We start from the raw sequence: 21,789 nt of genomic DNA, 5'->3' as shown, positions 1-21,789 counted from the left end.
GGACATCGTCCAGGCATCGTCATTTGAGCGGCGGCTCCCCGCCTTTTCTAATCCGCCAGCCGGCGGCAATGTGCATACAAGTCAATGGGATGACGATCGGCAGGGCGGTCGTTGGAAATCAGGAGTAACGGACAATGACAACGATTGCGCTGTTTGGTGCTGGCGGCAAAATGGGTTACCGCCTGTCGACCAATTTTCGCGGATCTCCCTATACGGTACGCCATGTCGAGGTCGGCGACGCCGGCCGCGAGCGGCTGAAGTCGGGCCTCGGCATCGATGCCGTCAGCGCCGATGAGGCGCTTGATGGCGCTGATGTGGTGATCCTGGCGGTGCCGGATACGCATATCGGCAAGGTCGCGGCGAGCATCGAGAGCAAGCTTCCATCAGGCACGATGGTCGTCGTGCTCGACGCCGCGGCACCTTTCGCCGGGCATTTGCCGCAGCGACCGGACCTGACCTATTTCGTCACCCACCCGTGCCACCCGCCGATCTTCAACGACGAGACCGACATGGCGGCCAAGAAGGACTATTTCGGCGGCGTCAAGGCCAAGCAGCACATGGTCAGCGCCTTGATGCAGGGACCGGAGGAAGATTTCGCCAAGGGTGAGGCGATCGCCAAGATCATCTGGGCCCCGGTCATGCGCTCGCATCGCGTCACTGTCGATCAAATGGCGCTGCTCGAGCCCGGCCTTTCGGAAACGGTATGCGCTTCGCTGCTCGTCGTCATGAAGGAGGCCGTCGACGAGGTGGTGGCGCGCGGGGTCGACAAGCAGGCGGCGCTCGACTTCCTGCTTGGCCATATGAACGTGCTTGGCGCCGTCATCTTCGGCGAGACCAAAGGCGTGTTCTCCGACGCCTGCAACAAGGCGATAGAGTTCGGCAAGCCGGTGCTGATGCGCGATGACTGGAAGCGGGTGTTCGAGCCGGAGGAGATTGCCGCGAGCATTCAGCGCATCACCTGAGGGCGCGACGCGTCTTCCGGAACATATCACCTGAAATTGTCATTGACTCATCATACCAGTTAGCTTAGCTGTTCGATGGCTCGGACCGTCAAGCTTCGCAGCAAGCTCAGGGCCTGGGACGAGTGGAGGATAGCGGGGAGACGATCGATCGAGGTGAAGCCGGCAAAGGGCTTGTGAACCTGACGCGAGCCGCGATCCGCGCTGGCTAACGAATTGAATGCATATAGCCTTGGGATCAAGGCACGGGTTTTCAACGGGAGGAATACATGAAACTGACACGCAGAATGACGCTTGCGGCTTTCGCCGGCATGCTGGCGCTTGGCACGGCCGCACCCGCCTATGCGGCGGATCTGATCGCCATCATCACGCCCTCGCATGACAATCCGTTCTTCAAGGCGGAAGCTGTCGGCGCAGAGGCCAAGGCCAAGGAACTCGGCTACGAGGCGCTGGTGCTCGTCCATGACGACGATGCCAACAAGCAGTCCGAACTTATCGACACGGCGATCGGCCGCGGCGCCAAGGCAATCATCCTCGATAATGCCGGCGCCGACGCCACCGTTGCCGCCGTGCAGAAGGCCAAGGACGCAGGTGTTCCTTCATTCCTGATCGATCGCGAGATCAATGCCACCGGCGTTGCCGTCGCGCAGATCGTCTCCAACAACTATCAGGGCGCCCAGCTCGGCGCGCAGGAATTCGTCAAGCTGATGGGCGAGAAGGGTAATTTCGTCGAGCTCGTCGGCAAGGAATCCGACACCAATGCCGGCATCCGCTCCAAGGGTTACCACGACGTCATCGACGACTATCCGGACCTGAAGATGGTGGCGCAGCAGTCGGCCAATTGGAGCCAGACCGAGGCCTATTCAAAGATGGAATCGATCCTCCAGGCCAATCCCGATATCAAGGGCGTGATCTCCGGCAACGACACGATGGCGATGGGCGCCTATGCGGCACTCGCGGCTGCCGGCCGCAAGGACGTCATCGTCGTCGGCTTCGACGGGTCGAACGACGTGCGCGACTCGATCACCTCCGGCGGCATCAAGGCGACGGTCCTGCAGCCGGCCTTCGCGCAGGCGCAGATGGCGGTCGAGCAGGCCAACGACTTCATCAAGAACAAGAAGTCTCCCGCCGAAGAAAAGCAGCTGATGGACTGCGTCCTGGTCAATGGCGACAATGCCGCCAAGCTCGAGACGTTCGCGCTCACCAACTGAGCCGGCGTAACATCAGGCAGCAAGGGACGAGCCTCCGGTTCGTCCCTTGCTTCCATTTCGCCCTTGCTTCCATTTCTCTGGGTGCTCCTCACCGCCATGCCGAACGAGCCGACATGTTCAACACGCTGACCCGGCCGATCTTTGTCGCGTTGTTCCTCGCAGCAATAGTCAGCCTGACCGCCTGCAAGATCTTGCCGACGCCGTCGGCGGAAAACGGCGGCACTGGCTCCGCGTTCAATCCCGACAAGATGGTCGAGGACATCTGGGCGGCGAAAGTGATACCCTATCTGCAGCAGAAGGCCGGGCCGTTTCCCGAGGTGCATGCCTTGGCCAAGGCCGATCCCGCCGCTGCCGGCGCCAAATACGGCAACCCGAAAAAGCAGGCGAATTCGCCGTGGACCTTCGCCGTTCGGCTCGAGGGCAAGGTCGTTGCAGCCAACACACAGTCACGTGCGGCGACGATGGATGTCGATGCCGACGGCGACGGCAAGGCCGATGCGCGGGTGCAGATCGGCCCCGCCATGCGTGGGACCGCCCTGCGCGACAGCCTCGACTTCATCCAGTTCAACGATTTCACCAATCAGATCGACTTCGCCCAGTTCGGCAAGTCGTTCAACGCCTATGCCGACAAGACCGTACTTTCCAAGCTGCCGCGCGAGGCACTCGAGGGCCGCAGCGTCAAGATCCTCGGCGCCTATACGCCGGGCAGTGGCCAGGACCTGCCGCTGGTGACGCCGGCGGAGGCAGAGATCGGGCCGAAGCCATGAGCGGCGATCAAGATGTCATCCTGAAGCTGGAGGATGTCTCGAAGGTCTATTCCGGCACCGTCGCGGTCAAGCGCGCGAATTTCGAGGTGCGCAAGGGCGCGGTCAACGTGCTGGTCGGCGAAAACGGAGCCGGCAAATCGACGCTGATGAAGATCATCGCGGGCGTCGAGCAGCCGACACTCGGGCGCATTCTGCTGGACGGCGAGGAGGTTTCCTTCTCGTCATCCGGGGATGCGGTGAATCGCGGCATCGGCATGGTGTTCCAGGAGCTGAACCTGTTCGGCAATCTGACTGTCGCCGAAAATATTTTCGCCACCCGCGAGATCACCAACCGCTTCCGCAAGATCGACCGCAAAGAGCAGGAGCGCCGCGCGGCGGAGTTCCTTGAACGCCTGGAAGCCGGCATCCGGCCCGACATGCTGGTCGAGGATCTGCGCATCGGCCAGCAACAACTGGTCGAGATCGCCAAGGCGGTTTCGCTCGATGCGCGCATCCTGATCATGGATGAACCGACCTCGGCGCTCAGCGCGGCGGAAGTCGAGATCCTGTTCAAGGTGATTGCCGACCTCAAGGCGCGCGGCGTGGCAATCGTCTACATCTCGCATCGGCTCGAGGAACTGATCCGCATCGGCGACACCATCACCGTGCTGCGCGATGGGCGCATCACCGGCCAGGCGGAGATGAAAGACGTCGATACCCAGTGGATCGTGCGGCAGATGATCGGCTCCGACGCCAAGGACTTCGCCAAGGCCGACGGCCATGTTCCGGGCGAAGAGATATTCCGTGCCGAGGACATTTGCCTGCCGCGTGTCACCGGCGGGCTCGCGGTCGACCACGTCTCGCTGTCGCTGCGCGCCGGTGAAATCCTCGGCATCTACGGGCTGATGGGAGCCGGACGCAGCGAGCTGTTCGACTGCATCATGGGCCGTCACGGCCATTCGACCGGAACGATATTCATTGCCGGCAAAAAAGTGCACGAGCGGGACACGACGCGACGCATCCGCCGCGGCCTGGCGCTGATCCCCGAAGACCGCCAGCGCGAAGGGCTGGTGTCGACCCTCTCCGTCGCCAGCAATCTGACGCTGGCCAGCCTGTCGCGTTTCGTGCGCCTGTTCCACATTCGTGGTGCCGCCGAACGACAGGCGGTGGCCCAGACCGTGCGCGAATTGGCGATCAAGGTCGCCGATCCGGCGCAGGAAGTCTCGTCGCTATCGGGCGGCAACCAGCAGAAGGTGGTGATCGGCAAGGCGCTGCTCACCGGACCGAAGGTGCTGCTGATGGACGAGCCGAGCCGCGGCATCGACGTCGGCGCCAAGGCCGACGTGTTCCGCACCATGCGCAAGCTGTCGCGCGACGGCCTGGGGATCCTGTTTGCCACCTCGGACCTCGATGAGGTGATGGCGTTGTCAGACCGCATCGCGGTGATGAGCAATGGAAAATTGACTGGTACGTTCGACCGCGCCGAGGCGACAGAGGCCGCAATCGTCGCTGCCTCGGCGCTCGGCCACGGACCGGTCCCGCACGGAGAGCAAGGCGCATGACTGACATTCCAGCCAAGGCGGCGGTCACCTCCCTTTCGAGCGGCTCGGTCCTGCTGACGCTGATGAAGGCGAGGACGTTCATCGCGCTGATCGCCGTGCTGTTGTTCTTCTCGATAGCTGCCCCCAATTTCCTCTCGGCCGCCAATCTTATCCTGATGTCGAAGCACGTGGCGCTGAACGCATTCCTCGCAATGGGCATGACCTTTGTCATCATCACCGGCGGCATCGACCTGTCGGTCGGCTCGATCGTCGGCCTGTGCGGCATGGTGGCCGGCTATCTCGTGCTCAACGGCATCGACCTGCAGGTCGGCTATACCATCTATTTCAACGTCTTCGAGATCGCGCTGATCACGCTTGCCGTCGGCATATTGATCGGCGCCGTCAACGGCTTGCTGATCACCAGGCTTAACGTTGCGCCGTTCATCGCCACGCTCGGCGTGCTCTATGTCGCGCGCGGCCTGGCGCTGCTGTCGTCCGACGGGCGCACCTTCCCCAATCTCGTCGGCAAGCCGGAGCTTGGCACCACCGGATTCGGCTTTCTCGGCGCCGGCCGGTTGCTCGGCCTGCCCGTCGCGCTGTGGATTTTGCTCGTTGTTGCATTAGGGGCCGCCTATCTCGCCAAGTACACCCCGCTCGGCCGCCACATTTTCGCCGTTGGCGGCAACGAGCGGGCGGCGCGGATTTCGGGCGTCCGCGTCAACATGGTGAAGATGTTCGTCTACATGTTCTCCGGTTTCTGCGCGGCGATCGTCGGACTGATCATCTCGTCCGAACTGATGGCCTCGCATCCGGCGACCGGAGAGAGCTTCGAACTCAACGCCATTGCCGCGGCAGTGCTCGGCGGCACCTCGATGTCGGGCGGACGCGGCACCATTGGCGGCACCATTGTCGGCGCCTTCGTCATCGGCATTCTTTCGGACGGGCTGGTGATGATGGGGGTGAGCTCGTTCTGGCAGATGGTGATCAAGGGCCTCGTCATCATCGTCGCCGTCGTCGTCGACCAGGCACAGCGCCGGCTGCAGAGCCGGGTGACGCTGATGCAGATGGCAAAGGCCGGCTGACATGACGGAACTGCGGGGAGCGCTGATCGGCTGCGGCTTCTTCGCCGTCAACCAGATGCATGCCTGGCGCGACATAGAGGGTGCCTCGATCGCTGCCATCTGCGACCGCGATCCGGACCGGTTGAGGATCGTCGGCGACCAGTTCGGGGTCGCGCGGCGCTATACCGACGCGGCAGCACTGTTTGCCGGCGAAAGGTTGGATTTCGTCGACATCGCCACCACCGCGCCGAGCCACCGTCCCCTCGTCGAGATGGCGGCGCAGCACGGCGTCCCGGGAATCTGCCAAAAACCGTTCGCGCCGACGCTTGCCGACGCCAAGGCGATAGTGAAGGCATGCGCCGTCGCCGGTGTGCCGCTGATGGTGCACGAAAATTTTCGTTGGCAGTCGCCGATCCAGGCGGTGCGTACCGTGCTCGACAGCGGCGAAATCGGCACCCCCTTTTTCGGACGGATCTCGTTCCGCTCTGCCTATGACGTGTTTTCCGGCCAGCCCTATCTGGCGACGGGAAAGCGCTTCATTATCGAAGACCTCGGCATCCACATCCTCGACATCGCCCGCTTTCTGCTGGGCGACGTCTCGACGGTCACCGCGCGAACGGCGCGCATCAACCCTGGCATTGCCGGCGAGGACGTTGCGACGATGCTGATGGACCACACGAGCGGCGCCACTTCGGTGGTCGACTGCAGCTATGCGACCAAGCTCGCGACAGAACCGTTCCCCGAGACGCTGATCGAGATCGACGGCAGCGAGGGCACGATCCGGCTGGCGCAGGGCTACCGCCTCACCGTCACCGGCATGAGCGGGACGGCTGTCAGCGACGTCTCGCCACCGCTGCTGCCCTGGGCATCGCGGCCGTGGCACAACATCCAGGAAAGCGTCGTCGCCATTCAAAAGCATTGGGTCGATTGCTTGACCAACGTAACCGAGCCCGCGACCTCGGGCGCGGACAACCTCAAGACATTGGCGCTGGTCGAGGCGGCCTATGCCGGCGCCGCAAGCCGCGAACCGGTGCAACTCGACGCCTTGCTGAAATGACAGCCGACGCCTTCCTCCTCTACGGCACACGTGCAGTTGAAGTCGAACCGGTCAGGCTGCGCGCCGGCGCGCTGACGGCGGACTTCGTCAACGGCAATCTGCGCACCATTCGGCATGGCAGCACCGAAGTTCTGCGCGCCATCGCCTACATCGTCAGGGATCGCGACTGGGGCACTTACGAGCCGGCGCTCACCAACCTTGCCATCGAGCAAGATGCCGAGGCATTTTCGGTCAGCTATTCGGCAAGTTGCCAGGCACCGGACGGCAGCCGACTCGGCTTCGGTGCGACCATCAAGGGCTCCGCCGATGGCCAGTTGGTCTTCGACGTGAGCGCACTTCCCGACAGCGATTTCGAAACAAATCGCTGTGGTTTCTGCATCCTGCATCCGATCGCCGGCCTGGCCGGCCGCCCGGTCACGGTCGAGCATACCGATGGCAGCGTGGTCGCGACGCGGCTTCCAGAGCTGATCGATCCCTGGCAGCCGTTCAAGAATCTGCGGGCGATCACCCATGAGGTCCGGCCGGGCGTCAGCGCCGAATGCCGGATGCAAGGCGATACTTTCGAGATGGAGGACCAGCGCAACTGGTCAGATGCCTCCTACAAGACCTATGTCCGGCCGCTGGCGCTGCCATGGCCCTATGTGCTGCCTGCCGGCAAAACCTTCCGCCAAACCATCAGCTTGCGGATGGAGGGCCGCGGGAAAGTGCCGGCTGCCGCGGCAAGCGCCGAACCGATCCGTGTCACGCTCGGCCAAGCCGGACCGGTGTTGCCGGACGTTGGCGTGATCATCTACCCGGATGAGGTCGAGGCGGTGCTGGGCAAGCTGTCGGTGCTGTCCGAGCTTGGTCCGCAACAATTGATGTTCCACTATGACCCGACGCGCGGCCACGAGCTCGATGCCTTGCGATCCTACGCCCGGCTCGCCGCCGCCTATCCGGTCCGGACAACGCTCGAATGTGTCATTGCCGGCGACGGCGATCTCGACGCCGAGCTTTCAGGCGTCGCCGACAGGGTGCGCCAGGCCGGGCTCAAGCTTTCGGCCATTGCCGTCTCGCCCTCGGTCGACCGGCAGTCGACGCCACCGGGCAGCGCGTGGCCGCAATGCCTGCCGCTCGAAGACGTCTATGCCGCGGCGCGGCGTGCCTTTCCCGACATCCGCCTCGGCGGCGGCATGTTCAGCTATTTCACCGAACTCAACCGCAAGCGTGTGCCGGCCGACCCGCTCGATTTCGTCACGCATTGCACTTGCCCCATCGTGCATGCCGCCGACGATCTCAGCGTCATGCAATCGCTGGAGGCGCTGCCTTTCATCGCGGCGTCTGTACGGGCGATCTTCGGAACAAAACCTTATCGGATCGGGCCGTCGACCATTGCCATGCGCCAGAACCCTTATGGCGGCGCGACCAAGGCCAATCCCGACAGTCAGCGCATTGCCATGGCCGACCGCGACCCTCGCCATGCCGGACTGTTCGGGGCTGCGTGGACGATCGGCTATGCCGCACGCCTCGCCCCTGCCGGGCTCGAAATGCTCACGCTCTGCAGCTTCACCGGGCCATTCGGCGTGCTGGCCTCGTCGGACGAACCGGTCGAAGAAGGTACACGCCGGCCGATTTTCCACGCGGTGAAAGGACTTTGCGAACTGGCCGGCCATGCGCACATGGCGGCAGCAACGACCGATGAGACGCGGGTGCTCGGACTGGCCAGCCGCACCCAGACAGGCAAGATCATCGTCTGGCTGACGAACCTTACCCCTGACGACGTTTTAGTCGATGTTTCCGGGCTCGGCTCCGATCAGGGTTTTCTGAAGATCTGGGATGGACGAACGTCACGCCAGATTCAGCGCGACGCGTCGGGCCGAGACCGTCTTGTGATGACGCCTTACGCAATCGTCCGGATCGGCTGAAGTCATATGCCGGGGTTCATGAATCGCCGCAATTCCGCAACGGTTGCCCCTAGCCGCAGCATTTCCGCTGCCGGCTTGTCACCGGATTTGCTTTCGAAACTCGCCTGGCGCCATTCCAGTTGTCTTGGAAAAAAGACGGCTGAACGAGGCGACGTCCTGATATCCCACCCGATAGCAAATTTCTGAAACGCTCAGTTTCGTTTCCTCAAGCATGGATTTTGCCAACTCCAGCCGCCTTTCCTGAATCCATTTTCCCGGCGTTGTCTGGAACTCGTCGAAAAACCTGCGAGACAGGGTTCGCGAAGACATCGCCAATTCGGTTGCGAGAAATTTCAAATCGATTTCCGACATCTTGTCTTTCGAGAGCTCACGCAACTTGTCCTCGAATGGGCTGGCCCCGTTCGAAATTCCATCGAGGGAAAATTCGTAGGGACTCTGGAATGTGCGCGGCGGCGGGAGAACCAGAAGTTTTCGAATGATCCGCTCTTCCTTCGAGAAGCCCAGATCGATCAGCAAAGCCCTGGCGAGTTCGAGTCCGGAAAACCCGCCTCCGCATGTGTAGAGGCGGTCCTGGCGAATGAGGAGGCGGGAAGCGTCCCATCGCACTTGCGGAAACCGGCGGCTTGCCTCGGCTCTCAGCCACCAGGATATCGTCGCGCGTTTACCGTCCAATAATCCCGAATTGGCGAGCAGATAACACGCGCCGCAATGCGCTGCGATGATTGCGTCCTGCTGCTGCGCGAGCGCGATCAGCGGTTTTGAATGTTCACTCTCCTCGTCGAGCGAGCGCAGAAGCTCCGGAATCTCGACACCCGGCATGGCAATGAGAATCAGGACATCCACTTTCCGGGATGGTTGAGCCTTTGTCGGGAAGGAAATTCCGGTGCTTGATGCCGACGGCGCGCTCCTTGAAACGAACTCACAGGAGAGAACCTGCGAACGGCAGACGTCATTCACAAGCTGAAACATTTCCACGAGCGTCGAGACGACGGCTGAATAGAAATTCGACGGCAGCCAGATCACAACGTGGAGGCTCCTGACAGCCATTGCGGTACTCCAGTGTCGTTCTCGTGGATGGCAAGCTTAGCATAGTCTTTGCAAAAATTGCCAATTCCAGAACAAGCGCGAGGGGCTCCAGGAGGGCCTATGCGGGCTTGCTGACGAAAGCGGGCCGCGGAAATCCATGGCTGGGAAGATGCAAATGCTGAAATCGTTGAATGAAAACACGCGGCAAATACATCGGATTCAAAGGGCAACAGAAAACTGCGTCGGTCCGGGCTCAGGCTGATCTGTGGTCAGTCAGTAAGCCGAGAGCAAGCCGGCCGCTAGGCCGGTCGGGACCTTGCTCTTGGTTTTCAGCTGCCGGAGTTCATCACGTAAAGCGCACGCGAGCGTTCGAGGTGCTTGATCATCGCCTTCTCGGCGCCATCCGCATCCTTGGCTTCGATGCGTCCGATGATCTCTTCGTGCTCGGTCAGCGTGAACTTTTCCTTGCCGGTCCAGATCAGCATTTCGGTGTGGTATTCCTTTAGCCAGCCAAGCATTGCCTCGCTGACGGCGACATAGATCGGATTGCCGGATATTGCCGAGATCTGGGTGTGGAATTTCATGTCGGCGGATATGAAGGCTTCCGAGTCGCCACGATGGCTGCGCTGCTCTGCAACCGTTGCGCGCAACCGCTGCACGTCCTCGGCGGTTGCCTTCTCCGCGGCTTCCCTGACCATGCCGCGCTCGAAGAAGATACGCGCGTTCTTGAGGTGCTCCAGCGTGTCCTTCGACGACGACAGGATGATCTTGGCGGCGCCGTCGACCTGTTTGATGATCGACTTGGCGGTCAGCTGCAGCACTTTCGCCCGCTCGCCATGCGAGATCGCGACGAGGCCCATATTGCTCAACGCCTGCATTGCCTCGCGGATCGCCGGCCTGCCGACCTCGAAGCGCTCCATCAATTCGCGCTCCGATGGCATGTCGTCACCCGGCAGCAATTCGCCGCTGGTGATCAGGCGCTTCAGTCTCAAGAATACTTCGTCGGAAAGCTTGCGCCGGACGATCGGCTCCGAACGGTTCATCGTCGCGAATCACTCCTTTGACCGGCCCCTATCTAGCATTTCCGGCGTGAATTCCGGAACGCCTGCTGCCGGCTCGCCCGGCCCTGCCCAGCCGGATAGGGCTTGCAAAGCTTATGTACTCATTATACCAGATTTCAAGGGCCAAGGAACCTTTTTCGAACCACCCCGGCAGGCCGCGCGAATATGATTGTTCTCACCTATTGCATCGAAACGCCCGGCAATATCGAGGCGCTGGCGGCCAAGATCGCAAGCGACCAGTCGACCGGAACCTTCGTCGCGCTGGCCGGCGAGACCGAAGAGCTCAAGGCCAGGGTCGCGGCGCGAGTCCTGGCGATACGGCATCTGCCGGATGCGGATCGGCCGTCTGTTCCCGAAACCGGTCCCGAAGCGCGCAATGGCCCGGTCAAGCGCGCCGACGTCGACATCGCGTTTCCGCTAGACGCCATCGGCACCGACTTGTCGGCGTTGATGACCATCGCCATCGGCGGCACTTTTTCGATCAAGGGCCTGTCCGGTATCCGGGTCGTCGACATGAGGCTACCCGAGGAGTACCGGGGCGCGCATCCGGGCCCGCAATTCGGCGTCACGGGCAGCCGCAGGCTGACCGGTGTCGCGGATCGTCCGATCATCGGGACCATCGTCAAGCCGGCGCTGGGGCTCCGCCCGCCCGAGACGGCCGCAATGGTGCAAGAGCTGATTGCCGCCGGCGTCGATTTCATCAAGGACGACGAGAAGCTGATGAGCCCGGCCTATTCACCACTGTCGGAGCGGGTGAGGGCAATTATGCCGCTGATCCTCGACCACGAGCAGAAGACCGGCAAGAAGGTCATGTATGCCTTTGGCATCTCACATGCCGATCCCGACGAGATGATGCGAAACCACGACCTGGTGGCAAAGGCCGGCGGCAATTGTGCTGTGGTCAACATCAATTCGATCGGTTTTGGCGGCATGGCTTACCTCCGAAAGCGCTCCAGCCTGGTGCTCCATGCCCACCGCAATGGCTGGGACATTCTCACCCGTCATCCTGGCCTCGGCATGGACTTCAAGGTCTGGCAGCAGTTCTGGCGGCTGCTCGGCGTCGACCAATTCCAGATCAATGGCATCGCCTCGAAATACTGGGAACCCGACTGGTCCTTCGTCGAATCCTTCAAGGCGGTGACCACGCCGATCTTTTCGCCGGCCGATTGCGCATTGCCGGTCGCCGGCTCCGGCCAGTGGGGCGGGCAGGCGCCTGAAACCTTCCAGCGAACCGGCCGGACGGTCGATCTTCTCTATCTCTGCGGCGGCGGCATCGTCAGCCACCCGGACGGGCCGGGCGCCGGCGTGCGCGCCGTGCAGCAGGCCTGGAAGGCGGCGGTCCAAGACATCCCGTTGGCGGATTATGCCTTGAGCCATGTCGAGCTGGCGCGGTCGATCGAGAAGTTCGGCGACGGCAAGGCGGCCTGACGCCATGCAAAACCTGCTTCTGAGTTATTATGGCGACGACCTGACCGGCTCGACCGATGTGATGGAGGCGCTCGAGCTCGGCGGCGTGCCGACCGTGCTGTTCATGCGGCAGCCGGACGAGGCGCTGCTTTCGCAATTTGCGCATTGCCGCGCCATCGGGCTGGCCGGCACCAGCAGAAGCGAGACGCCGCAGTGGATGGACACGCATCTGCGAGATGCCTTCGCCTGGCTGAAGACCCTCAACGCCGAGATCTGCCACTACAAGGTCTGCTCGACCTTCGATTCCAGCCCGGCAATCGGCAGCATCGGCCGGGCGATCGAGATCGGCCGCTCGGTTTTCCGGCAAGGCGGCGTGCCGCTGGTGGTCGGCGCGCCGCAGCTGAAGCGCTACACCGCCTTCGGTCATCTCTTCGCGGCCTACCGCGACAAATATTTCCGTATCGATCGCCATCCCGTGATGAGCCGCCATCCGACCACGCCGATGGACGAATCCGACCTGCTGATCCATCTGTCGCGCCAGACAGACCTCAGCTCGGGGCTGGTCGACCTGGCGACGCTGCAATCGGCGTCGCGGTCGGAAGCATTCGACCGGCTTGTGGAGAATGGCACAGACATCGTGCTCTTCGATGCCGACAGCCTGGAAACCCAGGCGCTTGCCGGCAAGGAGATATGGCGCGCTCGCAGGCCGGGCGGTTATTTCGTCGTCGGCTCTTCAGGCATCGAATATGCCTTGCTGGCCGAATGGGCATCGAACCGGATCGTGGATGCCAAACTCGCGTTTTCGCCGCCGGGAGCTGCCGACAGGATCGCCGTGGTCTCGGGGAGCTGCTCGCCGACGACGGAACGGCAGATCCGGCATGCTCTAGCCGATGGCTTCGACGGGATCGAGATCGACCCGGTCGAACTGGTTTCTGAGGCTTCGAACGACGCTATTGCGCGCGCGGTTGCAACCGGCCGCTCCAGCCTGAAGGCCGGGCGCAGCGTCATCCTCTACACCGCGCTCGGACCGGCGGCCGACCGCGGTGCTGAAATCGATCTCCAGGAAGGCGCCCGCCATAAGCTTGGCCGCGGCCTTGGCGAGCTTCTCCGCGAATTGACGCTTCAAGAGAAGCTACTGCGCGTGGTCATCGCCGGCGGCGATACGTCGAGCCACGCACTTGGCCAGATAGGCGTCGATGCGCTGACGGTGCGAATGCCGCTGCCGGCATCGCCGGGCTCGCCGCTTTGTCTCGCGCATTCGCGCATCGAGGCGATTGACGGGCTGGAAATTGCCCTCAAGGGCGGACAGGTCGGAACCGACCGCTATTTCTGCGCCATTCGTGATGGGATCGGCGGTTGAGAGCAGAAATTTAGGTAAGTCGTTGGTGCTCAAATCGAGATCCGGCAGCATCCATTAGCCGGCAAATCAATCAGAGGCGTGTCTGATCCCGGTTACCGCGTGCGACCCATCGCCTTGACTGGATGGCGCTGACGGGCATAGGCGACACAGGCGTCCACCGTGCTGACACAGAGTCCGTCGCGGTTGTTCGGCAGGTTGTTGTCGCCGGCGTAGGCGACCTCGGCAACATGGCCGTCAACCATTCGAATTTGCGTATTGCAATAGCCGCCGGGGGCGACGTTGACGGAACCTCCGAGCGCCGGGACGGGGCCAATGGCCACGGTCGGAACCACAATGTTGAGATTGCCGCGTTGAACGACGCGCTGATAGGTCCAGATCTGGCCGGATCTGCCAACATCGGCGGTGGCTGTCGGAAAGCCGGCACACATTCGAACATCCGCTTCGCTAAGGCCGACCATCTCCTTGCGGGCTGCTGCCGCCGTGGCGTCCTCCTTCGCAGTGCTCGACGTGTCGTCGGGCATGACGCAGGAGGACAGGATGGCGGCGCTTACGGATAGAACGAGAAGGGCAAGCTTTCGTGTGTGGAAAGATGTCATACCAACTTCGGATTGCATGGGAGCCCCGAATGCCAACCTAGGAAGTGAGCCAGTCGAGTCAACCGGCAGAAATTCACGAAGTCGTTTGGTGCGCCACCGCCGCGCATCTGCTGCAAGGGGTTGACGCTGCTGCCATGACCCTCGCACCCTGTCTTCCGCCTGGACGCCGAGTACTGGCGCACGGTGCTGTGACTTTGGTTCGGCCGACGGTGTGCTAGTTTCCAGCCAATTGCTCCGGAGACGTCATGCTTATCAAGCTGCAAGAAATCGCCCTCGCTCTTCTGCTGTTGGCCGCCGGCGCTGGGGCCAGTCATGCGGAGGCGGCCCAGCGGCCGCCGCCCACAGGCGGGGTTCTCTCGCTCCTGCCGCCGCCGCAGACTTCCGATCATTCGATCGTCATCGCCGGACGCACGCTCGATTACGAGGCCAAGGCCGGCACGCTGTCATTGCCGTCCGGCAAAGGCGATATCACCGCCGAGATTTTCTATGTCGCCTATGCACTGCATCCCGGAAAAGAAACGGGACCGGATCGGCGGCGTCCGATCACCTTCGTGTTTAATGGCGGTCCGGGAGCAGCTTCCGCCTATCTGCACCTCGGCGCGCTCGGTCCGCGGGTCCTGGCGACGGCGGCCGATGGAAGTTTCCTGCCGCCGCCACAGAGGCTGTTCGATAACCCCGACACTTGGCTCGACATGACCGACTTGGTCTTTGTGGACCCTGTCGGAACCGGTTACAGCCGTGAAGCGCCCGGCACGGAGGCACACAGCTTCTGGGGCGTCAGTCAGGACGCCGCGTCGATAGGCGCGTTCATCCGGCTCTATCTGGCGCAGACCAACCGCACGGCATCGCCGGTGTTTCTTGCCGGCGAAAGCTATGGCGGGTTTCGGGCGGCATTGCTCGCCAGGAAGCTTCAGGAAGACATCGGCATCAGCCCGAGCGGCGTCGTGCTGATTTCGCCGGCGCTCGAATTCACGCTGGTGCGCCCGGACGAGTTCCAGCCGCTCCACTGGGCGCTGGAACTGCCGTCGCTGGCGGCAGTGCGCCTGCACAGCGAAGGCGTTTCCGGCCCGGCTCTGCAGGAGCGGCTGGCAGAAGTCGAACGCTATGCGCTCGGCGATTATCTGGCCGCGCTAGCCGGTGGACTGGAGCAAGGTGGACGGCTGGCGAGCCAGCGTGTCGCCGAAATCACCGGTCTGCCGCTCAACCTTGTCCAGCGGCACTTTGCACGCATTCCCATAGGGCTCTTTGCCAAGGAGTTTGCACGGGCAAAGGGCAATGTTCTCAGCGCCTATGACGGCAACATCGCGACGGCGGACGTGGCGCCAGAGAGCCTTGGAGTCGAGGGTCCCGATCCGGTGCTCGACCGAAGCGTGCCGGCGCTCACCTCTGCTTTCGTCGGCTACGTGCGTGATGAATTGAACTTCCGTACGGATATCAGCTATCGGCTTCTCAACCGCGAAGTTAGCGGCAATTGGGACTATGGAACGAGCCCGACGCGTCAGGGCTATGCGGGTGTCATGGACGACCTTCAGCAGGCGCGCACGCTGAACCCCAATCTCGGCGTGCTGATCGTCAACGGCTACAGCGACCTGGTGACGCCGTACATGGGCTCGCGCTACCTGCTTGGTCAAATTCCTTCACTTGCCGGCGCAAAGCCCATTCGCGCCGAGGTGCTGGAAGGCGGGCACATGATGTATCTGAGGCCGGATGGACGGGCGGCACTGAAGCAGGCCGCGTCCGAGCTTTACCGAACGACGCAATGAGACAGTTGCGCAAAAAAGCGCCGGATGCGCTGTTCGCCCTCTCATCAGGCCCTAGTTCCATCGCAATTGATCGGTTACACACCAAGGATGGCGTCTTTTAGCGACGTTCGACAGCAAATTAGCCGGTTCTCCAGAATCGCGCCACTGATGCGGCGTGTTGCCGAGCGGGCCACTCGGAACACTAGGCCACACTGGGTGACAAGCCTTGTCGGCCGCTGGAACGCGTTGTCGCTGGCCACGCAGTTCCTGCTCGCGGGTGGTCTATTCTCCCTGTCGGCCATGGTGGTGGTGGGGATTTCAGTCACGAGCCACATAGAAGCCGTGGTCACGCAGAATTCGGCATCCGCTACGGCTCTTTACGTGGACAGCGTTATCGCGCCGCTGCTTCCGGATATGCGCAAGAGCGAAGTCCTCGACGAGAGCGTCGCCCACGCGCTCGATGAAACGCTGGGACAAGGGGCACTCGGCACAAGGCTCGAATCCTTCAAGCTCTGGCGTCGCGACGGAACCATCCTGTATTCGACCGACAAGACATTGATCGGCAAGCGCTTTGAACCCAGCGGCAATCTCCGCGCGGCGTTTGCAGGCCAAATGGTTTCGGAGTTCGACAAGCTCGACGATCCGGACAGCGAGGCCGAAAGAGCCAGCGGCTTGCATCTCCTCGAGATCTACAACCCGGTGCTGCAGCCATGGTCGGGGGAAGTGGTGGCCGTTTCGGAATTCTACGAGGTCGCCACTGATTTCGAAAGAAACCTGCATCAGGCACTTATTCGAACCTGGCTGGACGTTGCCGCCGTCACAACGGCCTTCTTTCTCGGGCTGTCGGCAATCGTGTTCCGTGGCAGCCGCACGATCAGTTCGCAGAGCCGCTCGTTGAAGCAGCGCATTGCTGAACTCTCCGACCTGCTTGCTCAAAACAGACTGTTGAGGCTGAAGGTGCAGCGTGCCTCGCAGCGCGCCACCGCACTCAACGAACGCTATCTCAGGCGCATCGGTGCGGACTTGCACGATGGGCCCGCGCAACTGGTTGCTCTCGCAGCGCTGGGGATCGACAGCCCCGTCATTGCCGATCCCGCTACGCCGTCAGCCGAACGTGCACAGGAATTGCTAGCCGTCAAAGCACATCTGGACGAAGCCATGCGCGAGATCAGGAGTATCAGCAAGGGCCTTGTCCTGCCGCATATCGAGCATGCCGAGTTGGCCGAAATTCTCGAGCTTGCCGTGCAAGCGCACGAAGAACGAACCGGAGCCAAAGTGGCGCTATCGATGACCGGCGGCCATGCGACGTTGTCGCCGGCGGCCAAGATCTGCATCTTCCGCTTCGTCCAGGAGGCGCTGAACAATGGATTTCGCCATGCCGGAGGTGAAGGTCAGTCGGTCGAGAAACATTTCGACGGCGAGCGCGTTTGTATCGAAGTGTCCGACGCCGGCCCTGGCTTTGACCCACAAATCGTGCGTCCCGAGAGGCTGGGGCTCGTTGGGCTGCGCGAGCGGGTGGAAAGCCTCGGGGGCCAGTTTACCGTGACTTCCTCACAAAGTGGCACGATCGTGAAAATGGCTCTCAACATCGTTGAAATGGGGCAGACATGACCGCAGCCATCAAGCTTGCCATCGTCGACGACCACCCTCTGTTCAGGGAAGGCGTTGTGCGCACGCTCGATCAGATCGGCGGATTCGAGATAGTCGGTGAAGGAAGCAGCAGAGATGACGCCCTGCGGATAATCGAAGACCAGCGGCCCGACATTCTGCTGATGGACATCTCGGTTCCCGGAGGTGGCCTTGGTGTGATCGGACCGGCCCTGGAGCGGCAGCCGGCATTGAAAATCGTGATGCTGACCGTTTCGGAAGAAAACCAGCACGTGATGACCGCGTTGCAGAGCGGGGCAAGGGGCTATGTTTTGAAGGGGGTCGGGTCGAGGACGTTGGCTGCGATCCTGCGCACGGTAGCGTCGGGCGAACGATATGTCTGTCCACAATTATCGGCGCGCCTGTTGGCCGATCTGTCGGCTCAATCAAAAGAGCCGGCGAAAGCTGACGGACTTGCCGAACTCACCAGCCGCGAAAGGGAGATCCTGACGCTGGTTGCCGCGGGACTGAGCAACAAGCGGATCGGGCTTCGGCTGAACCTGCATGAGAAAACGATAAAGCACCACATGACGCGAATCCTGGCCAAGCTCAACGTCAGCAACAGGACCGAAGCCGCAATGACGTTGCGCGACGCGACTGAGCGCCAGCATCCGCCTGTTCGCGATCATGCTTGAGCCAAAATTGCCGCACAGCGCAGCTATGTGAACTGGCCCTCAGTTGATCATTTCAAGCAATCTGTCCCGATCGGAACGCGTCGCCAGGCGCCGAATGATGGTGCGGCCCTTGGCATCCCGCATTTCATATTGGCCGCTGTCGATGCGTTCGCTGAGGCCGTTCGAATGCACCACGCCAATGCTCGGCCCACGCACCTCGACCCGGTCTCCTGTGGTCGCGTTGACAAAGAGTTTTGGCTTGCTGTCGGGGTTTACCAAAGGGGCGGGATCAGGGGGATTGTCGTCCTGCGACTTTGCTTTGCCCTTGCCGGCTCCAGCGTTCGAGTTTGAATTGCCGGAGTTTCCACCCGAATTGCCTGAATTCCCGTTCCCGTTCCCGTTTCCGCCATTGCCGTTGCCGTTCCCACCGTCTTTGGCACAGGCGGCCTGCGGGCCGAGCGTCGGCGACGGTCCGTCGAACATGACGCGATACGGGCCTACGACGAGAATGAAGGTCAACACGATTACGGAAATACCGACACGACGTCCTCGTGAAGATCTGGTCCTTCGTCTCCGGGTCGTCATCAATGAACTTGCCAGTCGCATGTCGTAAATCCCCTTAATCATACGGACCTGTCGTGCTGCCTCCTGTTCGACTTCGTGTCATGCTTAAAACAATGGTTTGTATCCGGGACGTCAAGACCCACCAGTCCCACGATGGTAACTGGTGGGTCTCGCTGGCGCAGGAAGGGACTATTTACTGCGCAAGTCTTTTGCCTTCCGTTGGTTGCGTCTCTCGGTGATAGCGCCGACTTCCCACCGTCAGCCAACAATAAATCCAATGGCCGCGATCCCGAAACACAGGCCAAACAACGGAAAAAGCAGCCAACGTGCCTGATGAATGCTCGGGTCCATAGCGGCCTCCTGTACCAGTCGGCATCGCAACGGGGTTCTTTGGAACTCAGTTCCTGAAACTCTCGCATTTCGGGCTTTTGCGATAGCAGCCTCGGACCAAAGTTTGGCCGTGCAGGTCCTTGGTCGACAGTCTTACAGACTGAAGTCCCTATGCCAGGAGCAATGGACCCCGCCTTGCATTCGGCGACCTTTGTATCCGACTGGCAGCTGCGATCCACCGCTCCCTTCGAATGCTTTGCGTTCCTGGCACTATGGCAACAGCGACGTTGGTCCACTGCCATGTCGTTGAAACGTCACCAATACAGACCCATATGAAAGTTGCGTCGGACGTCTCCTCCCATTGCGTCCGGCGCGTTCCCCTCTGGAGGTTACAGACCTTCACGCTTGGCCGGGCTTAACAGTCCGGCCTTTTTCTTTGGTCATTTGTGCAGCAATCCGCCGGACGACTCCGATCTGCGAGGCGTCGGTAAAATCGATTTGCAAATGCATTCATGTGCTCATAACCTGTCACTATGAGCACGATTTCCAAAGTTGCCACGCGAGCGGGCGTGTCGCGCACGACAGTGTCGCATGTCATCAACCATGCGGACCGGGTATCGAAACCGCTGCGTGAGCGCGTACAAGCGGCGATCGACGAACTCGGTTATACGCCTAACCCGCAGGCGCAGAGCCTGCGCACCGGCCGCACCAACATCATCGCGATGCTGATCCCCGACATCCGCAACCCGTTCTACCCGGAGCTGGTGAAGACGGCGCAGTCGACGCTCGAAGTGGTCGGCCTCGACATGCTGATCTTCAACACCGACGTACCGGGCGGACATTCACAGGATCACGGCCGCGAGTATTTGCGCCAGATCGGGCGCAAGCGGGTCGACGGCGTCATCGTTGCCGACTTCGCGCTGCACGGCATGCACAGCGAGCTGCTCAACCTCGATCTGCCCGCCGTCTTCATCGGCAATCTCCCCAATCAAGCCGTCGACAGCGTCCAGCTGGACGATTTCGGCGGCGGCTATCTGATGGGCGAGTATCTGGCGAAGAGGGGCCATCGCCGCGTCGCCCATGTCACCGGGCCATCCTTTTTCAAGGAGGCGATGGCGCGTGCCGCGGGCTTCGAGAAAGGGCTTGCCGACAATGGCGTGCCAATCGCCGCCGATCTTCGGTTCGAGGGAAGCTATCTTGCCCCGTCAGGACGGGAGGCGGTCGCTTGGCTCCTGGACAAGCACGGCGGAAACCTGCCGTCGGCGATGTTCTTCGCCAATTATCTGATGGCCTCCGGTGCGCTGACTGAATTCTACGACCATGCGATTAATATCCCTCAGGATATCGCCATCGCGGTCTTCGATGACCTGCCTCAGCTGGAATATGTCAGGCCGAAGCTGACCCGTGTCGGCAACAGCCCGACAATGCTCGCCAAGCGCGCCACGGAAATGCTGCTCGAGCGCCTGGGCGGCAAAGTCGAGGGCGCGCCGCGCACCGAAGTGATCCCATGCGCGTTGAGCCCATCCGACAGCGCATGACGCCAAATGCCGGCAGAGGGAACGGAGGTCCTTCGCCAACGTTCGACCGAACAACACCCAGGGAGGAAATGATGACTGACAAAACGACCCTCAACCGCCGTCGGCTGATCCAGGGCGGCGCCACTTTCGCCGCCGCCGGCCTTACAGGCTTCCCGTTCATCAATAGGATGGCCTTGCGCGCTCAGGAAGCGCCGCTGAAATTCTGGCAGTTCTATGCGCCGGGCGGAGACGTGAAGCCACAGGTCCAGTGGTTCGAAAAGCTGGTGGCCGACTGGAACGACGGCCACGACCAGAAGGTCGAGCTCGAATATGTCGTCAACAGCGAATACATCTCCGGCTCCAAGCTGGCGACGGCCTTCGCGTCGGGCGAGGGCCCCGACATCTTCCTCATCAGCCCCGGCGATTTCCTGCGTTATTACAATGGCGGCGTACTGGCCGACCTGACGCCGCATATCGAGGATGCCGCCAAAGCCGATTTCCCGGAAAGCGTCATCGCCAACCGCATGGTCGACGGCAAGATCTACGGCGTGCCGATGGAGGTCGAGCCGATGGCCTTCTATTATTCGGTCAAAGCGTTCGAGGAAGCAAAGCTCAACGAAAACGACGTGCCGAAGACCTGGGACGAGTTGTTGGCGGTTGCCAAGAAGCTGACGACGCCCAACCGTTATGGCGTGCTGTTCGAAACGACGCCTGGCTATTACCAGAACTTCACCTGGTATCCGTTTCTGTGGCAGGGCGGCGGCGAATTCCAGGGTAAGGACGGCAAGAGCGCCTTCGATTCGGCGGCCACGGTCAATGCGCTTAAACTCTGGCAGGATGCTATCAATACCGGTGTGGCGCCGCGTCAGGTGGTCGGCGGCGGCTTCGACATCGTCGCCAATCTCGGGGCAGGGCTGTGCGCCATGCAGAACTGCGGCATCTGGGGCATTTCGGCGATGGACAACAACGCCAAGGACGTGCCCTACGGCATCTTCAAATTGCCGACACCTGCCAATGGCAAATATGTCACCGTCGGCGGTGGCTGGGCCTTCGTCGCCAATGCCGGGGGCAAGAACCCGGATGCTTCCGCCCAGTTCTGCGCCTGGGCGCTGGCCTCGATGGATCAGGGATCGATCGACCGGGTCGTCAACTGGTGCGCGGTCGCCAAAAGCGACATGCCGCCGCGCAACAGCGCACTGAAGGCCGGCGCCGATGTCTTCAGCACGGGTAAGTTCGGCACCTTCGCCAAGGAAATCCACCCGGGAACGCGTGCCGAACCGCGGGTTCCGCCTGAAGCCTACAAGATCATCTCGGATGCCATCCAGTCGGCACAGCTTGGCGGGGTCGATGCCCAGCAGGCCGCGACGGCAGCCAGTCAGCAACTCGACGCGTTCCTCGCTTCCTATTCCGGCGCGCCGATCCTTTAGGTCCCCTTCCAGCATGCAC

Annotated in this window: 18 protein-coding genes; 14 read left to right on the top strand and 4 right to left on the bottom strand. The window is 61.8% G+C overall.

Annotated elements, in window-relative coordinates; all coding sequences use genetic code 11:
- Positions 1–134: 134 nt before the first annotated feature.
- From NKH29_RS11135 to apnL, 7 genes are all read left to right on the top strand, one after another.
- On the top strand, positions 135–962 hold the full coding sequence (locus NKH29_RS11135) for a phosphogluconate dehydrogenase C-terminal domain-containing protein (RefSeq protein ID WP_023720261.1): 828 nt from the start codon (positions 135–137) through the stop codon (positions 960–962).
- 266 nt (positions 963–1,228) lie between these two features.
- Positions 1,229–2,170, top strand: coding sequence for a D-ribose ABC transporter substrate-binding protein (locus tag NKH29_RS11130; protein ID WP_023675475.1), 942 nt, complete (start codon positions 1,229–1,231; stop codon positions 2,168–2,170).
- Between the two features lie 113 nt (positions 2,171–2,283).
- Positions 2,284–2,937, top strand: a complete 654-nt coding sequence (locus NKH29_RS11125) for a DUF2291 family protein (protein WP_023720262.1) — start codon at positions 2,284–2,286, stop codon at positions 2,935–2,937.
- Positions 2,934–4,478, top strand: coding sequence for a sugar ABC transporter ATP-binding protein (locus tag NKH29_RS11120; protein ID WP_352494746.1), 1,545 nt, complete (start codon positions 2,934–2,936; stop codon positions 4,476–4,478). The genes NKH29_RS11125 and NKH29_RS11120 overlap by 4 nt, the downstream gene beginning before the upstream one ends.
- On the top strand, positions 4,475–5,539 hold the full coding sequence (locus tag NKH29_RS11115; RefSeq protein WP_023720264.1) for an ABC transporter permease: 1,065 nt from the start codon (positions 4,475–4,477) through the stop codon (positions 5,537–5,539). Before NKH29_RS11120 ends, NKH29_RS11115 begins: the two co-directional genes overlap by 4 nt.
- Before the next feature lies 1 nt (position 5,540).
- Positions 5,541–6,575 (top strand): Gfo/Idh/MocA family protein, encoded by a 1,035-nt coding sequence (locus NKH29_RS11110; RefSeq protein ID WP_352494747.1) that lies wholly within the window; start codon positions 5,541–5,543, stop codon positions 6,573–6,575.
- Complete coding sequence (gene apnL, locus NKH29_RS11105) at positions 6,572–8,479, top strand: D-apionate lactonase (protein ID WP_352909194.1); 1,908 nt, start codon at positions 6,572–6,574, stop codon at positions 8,477–8,479. Before NKH29_RS11110 ends, apnL begins: the two co-directional genes overlap by 4 nt.
- Before the next feature lie 78 nt (positions 8,480–8,557).
- Here apnL and NKH29_RS11100 read toward each other — a convergent pair whose 3' ends face one another.
- Together NKH29_RS11100 and NKH29_RS11095 are read right to left on the bottom strand one after the other, a co-directional pair.
- A complete protein-coding gene (locus tag NKH29_RS11100; protein WP_352999589.1) occupies positions 8,558–9,502 on the bottom strand; it encodes a GlxA family transcriptional regulator in 945 nt (314 codons plus the stop codon).
- 332 nt (positions 9,503–9,834) lie between these two features.
- Positions 9,835–10,548, bottom strand: a complete 714-nt coding sequence (locus tag NKH29_RS11095) for a transcriptional regulator NanR (RefSeq protein WP_023720267.1) — start codon at positions 10,546–10,548, stop codon at positions 9,835–9,837.
- Between the two features lie 183 nt (positions 10,549–10,731).
- Between NKH29_RS11095 and oiaX the strand changes: the two genes are divergently transcribed.
- Together oiaX and NKH29_RS11085 are read left to right on the top strand one after the other, a co-directional pair.
- Positions 10,732–11,994, top strand: a complete 1,263-nt coding sequence (gene oiaX / locus NKH29_RS11090; RefSeq protein ID WP_352787838.1) for a 3-oxo-isoapionate-4-phosphate decarboxylase OiaX — start codon at positions 10,732–10,734, stop codon at positions 11,992–11,994.
- 4 nt (positions 11,995–11,998) lie between these two features.
- Complete coding sequence (locus tag NKH29_RS11085; protein ID WP_352482002.1) at positions 11,999–13,333, top strand: four-carbon acid sugar kinase family protein; 1,335 nt, start codon at positions 11,999–12,001, stop codon at positions 13,331–13,333.
- Between the two features lie 92 nt (positions 13,334–13,425).
- Here the strand turns inward: NKH29_RS11085 and NKH29_RS11080 are convergent, their stop codons facing one another.
- Positions 13,426–13,929 carry a hypothetical protein gene (locus NKH29_RS11080; protein WP_023720270.1) on the bottom strand — a complete coding sequence of 168 codons (504 nt, stop codon included), beginning with the start codon at positions 13,927–13,929 and terminating at the stop codon, positions 13,426–13,428.
- 245 nt (positions 13,930–14,174) lie between these two features.
- Here NKH29_RS11080 and NKH29_RS11075 point away from each other — a divergent pair, with 245 nt between their 5' ends.
- The 3 genes from NKH29_RS11075 (at position 14,175) to NKH29_RS11065 (ending at position 17,953) form a co-directional block, all read left to right on the top strand.
- The gene (locus NKH29_RS11075; RefSeq protein WP_352965025.1) at positions 14,175–15,692 is read left to right on the top strand and encodes a S10 family peptidase; all 1,518 of its coding nucleotides are present in this window, start codon (positions 14,175–14,177) and stop codon (positions 15,690–15,692) included.
- A gap of 147 nt (positions 15,693–15,839) precedes the next feature.
- Positions 15,840–17,282: a sensor histidine kinase gene (locus NKH29_RS11070; RefSeq protein ID WP_352482096.1), complete on the top strand. Its 1,443-nt coding sequence runs from the start codon at positions 15,840–15,842 to the stop codon at positions 17,280–17,282.
- Positions 17,279–17,953, top strand: coding sequence for a LuxR C-terminal-related transcriptional regulator (locus NKH29_RS11065; RefSeq protein ID WP_352482007.1), 675 nt, complete (start codon positions 17,279–17,281; stop codon positions 17,951–17,953). The genes NKH29_RS11070 and NKH29_RS11065 overlap by 4 nt, the downstream gene beginning before the upstream one ends.
- A 39-nt stretch (positions 17,954–17,992) precedes the next feature.
- On the opposite strand, the gene NKH29_RS11060 is transcribed toward NKH29_RS11065, so the two are convergent.
- Positions 17,993–18,451 (bottom strand): hypothetical protein, encoded by a 459-nt coding sequence (locus NKH29_RS11060; RefSeq protein WP_352482009.1) that lies wholly within the window; start codon positions 18,449–18,451, stop codon positions 17,993–17,995.
- 908 nt (positions 18,452–19,359) lie between these two features.
- On the opposite strand from NKH29_RS11060, the gene NKH29_RS11055 reads away from it, so the two are divergent.
- Together NKH29_RS11055 and NKH29_RS11050 are read left to right on the top strand one after the other, a co-directional pair.
- Positions 19,360–20,364 carry a LacI family DNA-binding transcriptional regulator gene (locus NKH29_RS11055; protein WP_023720275.1) on the top strand — a complete coding sequence of 335 codons (1,005 nt, stop codon included), beginning with the start codon at positions 19,360–19,362 and terminating at the stop codon, positions 20,362–20,364.
- 71 nt (positions 20,365–20,435) lie between these two features.
- A complete protein-coding gene (locus NKH29_RS11050) occupies positions 20,436–21,770 on the top strand; it encodes an ABC transporter substrate-binding protein (protein ID WP_352918254.1) in 1,335 nt (444 codons plus the stop codon).
- Positions 21,771–21,789 lie beyond the last annotated feature (19 nt).

Origin of the sequence: Mesorhizobium sp. M1295, assembly GCF_040318135.1 — a bacterium.
In the GTDB taxonomy this organism is placed as follows: domain Bacteria; phylum Pseudomonadota; class Alphaproteobacteria; order Rhizobiales; family Rhizobiaceae; genus Mesorhizobium.
Note: the sequence above shows the minus strand (reverse complement) of the source record. Positions and strands in the feature narration are given on the sequence as shown.

Coding starts and splice junctions, on each gene's coding strand:
- NKH29_RS11135 (WP_023720261.1), top strand. CDS start 135: ATGACAACGATTGCGCTGTTTGGTGCTGGCGGCAAAATGGGTTACCGC.
- NKH29_RS11130 (WP_023675475.1), top strand. CDS start 1,229: ATGAAACTGACACGCAGAATGACGCTTGCGGCTTTCGCCGGCATGCTG.
- NKH29_RS11125 (WP_023720262.1), top strand. CDS start 2,284: ATGTTCAACACGCTGACCCGGCCGATCTTTGTCGCGTTGTTCCTCGCA.
- NKH29_RS11120 (WP_352494746.1), top strand. CDS start 2,934: ATGAGCGGCGATCAAGATGTCATCCTGAAGCTGGAGGATGTCTCGAAG.
- NKH29_RS11115 (WP_023720264.1), top strand. CDS start 4,475: ATGACTGACATTCCAGCCAAGGCGGCGGTCACCTCCCTTTCGAGCGGC.
- NKH29_RS11110 (WP_352494747.1), top strand. CDS start 5,541: ATGACGGAACTGCGGGGAGCGCTGATCGGCTGCGGCTTCTTCGCCGTC.
- apnL (WP_352909194.1), top strand. CDS start 6,572: ATGACAGCCGACGCCTTCCTCCTCTACGGCACACGTGCAGTTGAAGTC.
- NKH29_RS11095 (WP_023720267.1), bottom strand. CDS start 10,548: ATGAACCGTTCGGAGCCGATCGTCCGGCGCAAGCTTTCCGACGAAGTA.
- oiaX (WP_352787838.1), top strand. CDS start 10,732: ATGATTGTTCTCACCTATTGCATCGAAACGCCCGGCAATATCGAGGCG.
- NKH29_RS11085 (WP_352482002.1), top strand. CDS start 11,999: ATGCAAAACCTGCTTCTGAGTTATTATGGCGACGACCTGACCGGCTCG.
- NKH29_RS11080 (WP_023720270.1), bottom strand. CDS start 13,929: ATGACATCTTTCCACACACGAAAGCTTGCCCTTCTCGTTCTATCCGTA.
- NKH29_RS11075 (WP_352965025.1), top strand. CDS start 14,175: ATGCTTATCAAGCTGCAAGAAATCGCCCTCGCTCTTCTGCTGTTGGCC.
- NKH29_RS11070 (WP_352482096.1), top strand. CDS start 15,840: ATGCGGCGTGTTGCCGAGCGGGCCACTCGGAACACTAGGCCACACTGG.
- NKH29_RS11065 (WP_352482007.1), top strand. CDS start 17,279: ATGACCGCAGCCATCAAGCTTGCCATCGTCGACGACCACCCTCTGTTC.
- NKH29_RS11055 (WP_023720275.1), top strand. CDS start 19,360: ATGAGCACGATTTCCAAAGTTGCCACGCGAGCGGGCGTGTCGCGCACG.
- NKH29_RS11050 (WP_352918254.1), top strand. CDS start 20,436: ATGACTGACAAAACGACCCTCAACCGCCGTCGGCTGATCCAGGGCGGC.